At 67.7% G+C, this 3,702-nt stretch carries 3 protein-coding genes and 1 pseudogene; all 4 read left to right on the top strand.

Going from position 1 to position 3,702, the window contains the following annotated elements; translation table 11 throughout:
- The first annotated feature begins 84 nt into the window (after positions 1-84).
- The 4 genes and pseudogenes from ruvX to KZA10_RS09635 all read left to right on the top strand — a co-directional run bounded on the left by ruvX (position 85) and on the right by KZA10_RS09635 (position 3,473).
- Entirely contained in the window at positions 85-558 is a 474-nt protein-coding gene (gene ruvX / locus KZA10_RS09650; protein ID WP_141386755.1) for a Holliday junction resolvase RuvX, read from the top strand.
- Between the two features lie 17 nt (positions 559-575).
- A pseudogene (gene deoC, locus KZA10_RS09645) lies at positions 576-1,169 on the top strand (deoxyribose-phosphate aldolase); the annotation flags it as partial.
- A gap of 13 nt (positions 1,170-1,182) precedes the next feature.
- Entirely contained in the window at positions 1,183-2,625 is a 1,443-nt protein-coding gene (locus KZA10_RS09640) for an aldehyde dehydrogenase family protein (RefSeq protein WP_017830299.1), read from the top strand.
- Complete coding sequence (locus KZA10_RS09635) at positions 2,622-3,473, top strand: aldehyde dehydrogenase family protein (protein WP_017830300.1); 852 nt, start codon at positions 2,622-2,624, stop codon at positions 3,471-3,473. The genes KZA10_RS09640 and KZA10_RS09635 overlap by 4 nt, the downstream gene beginning before the upstream one ends.
- Positions 3,474-3,702: the final 229 nt, after the last annotated feature.

The raw sequence follows: 3,702 nt of genomic DNA, 5'->3' as shown, positions 1-3,702 counted from the left end.
CGACGATGTCGCGCAGGGTGGTGGCGCGGATGCCGCGGCCCTTCCCGCAGCGCTCGAGGCCATCTCACAGGAGCTGCACAGCGCGTGAGCGGCTTCCGCCGCGGTGTGCGGCTAGGCATCGATGTCGGCAGGGCGAGAGTCGGTGTCGCACGCTGCGATCCTGACGGGATGCTCGCCGTCCCGGTCGAGACCGTGCCGCGGGATGACCTATCGATCGATCGCCTCGTGCAGATCGCGGGGGAGTACGACCCCCTGGAATTCGTGGTCGGCCTCCCCGTGAACATGCAGGGTGCCGACACGGCATCGACCACGGACGCGCGGGAGTTCGCCGCTGCCCTTCACACGAGAAGCGGTGTTCCCGTGCGGCTGGTGGACGAGCGTCTCAGCACCGTGAGCGCCCACGCCGCTCTGCGTAGCTCGGGGAGATCTCAGAAGAACTCTCGTAGCATTGTGGATCAGGTCGCCGCCGTGGTGCTTCTGCAGCAGGCGATCGACATGGAGAAGAGCACCGGAAACCCGGCCGGTGCCACCATCTCGCCCGACGAGGAGCACGCCTGACGATGTCTGAACGCGTCACGGCATTCCCGAGCGGGCGCTCGTCGCTCGCGATCAAGCTCGCCGACACCGGTGAGGCGGTCGCCGCTGGAGCCGACGAGATCGACATGGTCATCGACCGTGGGGCGTTCCTGTCGGGCCGCTACGGTCTCGTGTTCGACCAGATCGCCCAGGTCAAGGAAGCGTGCCGTCGCGAAGATGGCTCCTACGCCTCGCTCAAGGTGATCCTGGAGACCGGTGAGCTGAACACCTACGACAACATCAAGCGTGCCTCGTGGCTCGGCATCCTGGCCGGAGGCGACTTCATCAAAACCTCGACCGGCAAGGTCCAGCCCGCCGCGACGCTCCCGACCACCCTGCTGATGCTGGAGACCGTGCGCGACTGGCACCGTGGCACCGGAGAGAAGATCGGCGTCAAGCCGGCCGGTGGCATCCGTTCCTCGAAGGACGCGGTGAAGTATCTCGTGACCGTCGCCGAGACCGTGGGCGAGGAGTGGCTCCAGCCGCACCTCTTCCGCTTCGGCGCATCCAGCCTCCTCAACGATGTGCTCCTGCAGCGTCAGAAGCTCAGCTCCGGCCACTACTCGGGCCCCGACTACGTCACGATCGACTGACGGGAAGACGAACATGTCATTTCTGGAATACGCTCCCGCACCGGAGTCCACCGCGATCCTGAACCTCAAGGACAGCTACGGCCTGTTCATCGACGGCGAGTTCGTCGACGGCTCGGGCACCCCGTTCCACACCATCTCGCCGGCGACGGAGAAGCACATCGCCGAGATCGCCTCGGCCAGTGACGAGGATGTCGACCGCGCGGTCGCCGCTGCTCGTCGCGCCTACGAGAAGACCTGGTCGAAGATGAGCGGCCGCGATCGCGGCAAGTACCTCTTCCGCATCGCGCGCCTCGTGCAGGAGCGCGCCCGCGAGCTCGCCGTCGCCGAGAGCCTCGACAACGGCAAGCCGATCAAGGAGAGTCGCGACGTCGACGTGCCGCTGGTCGCCTCGTGGTTCTTCTACTACGCGGGCTGGGCGGACAAGCTCGATCACGCCGGACTCGGCGCGAACCCCCGCGCTCTCGGCGTCGCCGGGCAGATCATCCCGTGGAACTTCCCACTGTTGATGCTCGCCTGGAAGATCGCGCCTGCACTCGCCGCCGGCAACACGGTCGTGCTCAAGCCTGCGGAGACCACGCCGCTCACGGCGCTGATCTTCGCGGAGATCCTTCAGCAGGCCGACCTTCCGGCCGGTGTCGTGAACATCGTGACGGGTGCCGGTGCCACCGGCTCCACTCTCGTCCGCCACCCGGATGTGGACAAGGTGGCCTTCACCGGTTCGACCGGTGTCGGCCGCGACATCGCACGGGCCGTGGCAGGCACCCACAAGAAGCTGACGCTGGAGCTCGGCGGCAAGGCCGCGAACATCGTGTTCGACGACGCCCCCATCGATCAGGCCATCGAAGGCATCGTGAACGGGATCTTCTTCAACCAGGGTCACGTGTGCTGCGCGGGAAGCCGCCTGCTGGTGCAGGAGTCGATCCACGATGAGGTCGTCGACCGGCTCAAGACGCGCCTGTCGACGCTGCGCCTCGGCGACCCGCTCGACAAGAACACCGACATCGGTGCGATCAACTCCGCAGCCCAGCTGGCGCGCATCCGTGAGCTCAGCGACATCGGGGAAGCCGAGGGCGCAGAGCGCTGGAGTGCGGACTGCGCGATCCCGGAGCAGGGCTTCTGGTTCGCCCCGACGATCTTCACCGGTGTCGAGGCGTCGCATCGCATCGCCCGTGATGAGGTCTTCGGCCCCGTGCTCTCGGTGCTCACCTTCCGCACACCCGCCGAGGCCATCGCGAAGGCGAACAACACGCCTTACGGCCTGTCCGCAGGCATCTGGTCCGACAAGGGATCGCGCATCCTCGCTGTGGCCGACCGCCTGCGTGCCGGTGTCATCTGGGCCAACACCTTCAACCGCTTCGACCCGTCGAGCCCGTTCGGCGGTTACAAGGAGTCCGGGTTCGGCCGCGAGGGCGGCCGCCAGGGTCTCACCGCCTACCTCAAGGGAGCCGCAGCATGAGCAAGCGACTGACCGTGCCCAAGACGTACAAGCTGGCGATCGGCGGGGCCTTCCCGCGGAGCGAATCCGGCCGCACGTACGAGGTGCTCACCCCCAAGGGTGCCTTCCTCGCGAATGCGGCGAAGGGTTCCCGCAAGGACGCTCGCGACGCCGTCGTGGCCGCTCGTGCTGCGGTCAAGGGCTGGTCCGGTGCGACCGCCTACAACCGCGGACAGGTCCTGTACCGCGTCGCGGAGGTGCTCGAAGGCCGTCGTGCGCAGTTCGTCGAGGAGATCTCGGCGCAGGAGGGCGTCTCGGCTGCGGCCGCGGCCTCGCAGGTCGACGAAGCCATCGATCTCTGGGTCTGGTACGCCGGATGGTGCGACAAGTACGCCCAGGTGGCGGGTAACGCGAACCCCGTCTCGGGTCCGTACTTCAACATCTCCGTGCCGGAGCCGACCGGGGTCGTCGCGATCGTCGCACCCCAGGACTCGGCGCTGCTCGGTCTGGTGTCGGTCGTGGCTCCGGCTCTGGTCGCCGGGAACACGGTGGTCGTCGTCGCGAGCGAGCAGCACCCGCTCTCGGCCATCAGCCTCGCCGAGGTGCTGGCCACCAGCGACGTCCCCGGTGGCGTCGTCAACGTGCTGACGGGCTCGCCGGCGGAGATCGCCCCGTGGTTGGCCTCGCACCAGGACGTGAACGCGCTCGACCTGGCGGGTGCGGGTGCTCTCGACTGGGTCGACATGCAGATCGCTGCGGCCGAGACGCTCAAGCGCGTGCTGACTCCGGGTGAGGTCGTGGCCTCTCCGGAGCGGATCGGCGCGTTCACGGAGATCAAGACCGTCTGGCACACCAAGAGCATGGTCTGACGGACGTCGGAACGACGGAGGGCCCTGCCGCGCATCGCGCCGCAGGGCCTTCTCTCTCGAAAGGGCGTTGCGGGAGCATCACTGTGGTTTCATGACGGCATGACGATCACGCCACGTCGGAATCCCTCCGCGGTCTTGTCGCTCCTGCTCGCCGGGACACTCTTGCTCGGGGGATGCGCCGTGGTGCCGGCCGAGACGGGCGGTGCGGGGAGTCCGGCCCCGCCCACGC

The organism is Microbacterium sp. BF1, assembly GCF_019279095.1.
GTDB lineage: Bacteria > Actinomycetota > Actinomycetes > Actinomycetales > Microbacteriaceae > Microbacterium > Microbacterium maritypicum.
Note: the sequence above shows the minus strand (reverse complement) of the source record. Positions and strands in the feature narration are given on the sequence as shown.

What these genes read in the sequence shown, in the direction of transcription:
- KZA10_RS09635 (WP_017830300.1), top strand. Translation starts at nt 2,622, where the DNA reads ATGAGCAAGCGACTGACCGTGCCCAAGACGTACAAGCTGGCGATCGGC.
- KZA10_RS09640 (WP_017830299.1), top strand. Translation starts at nt 1,183, where the DNA reads ATGTCATTTCTGGAATACGCTCCCGCACCGGAGTCCACCGCGATCCTG.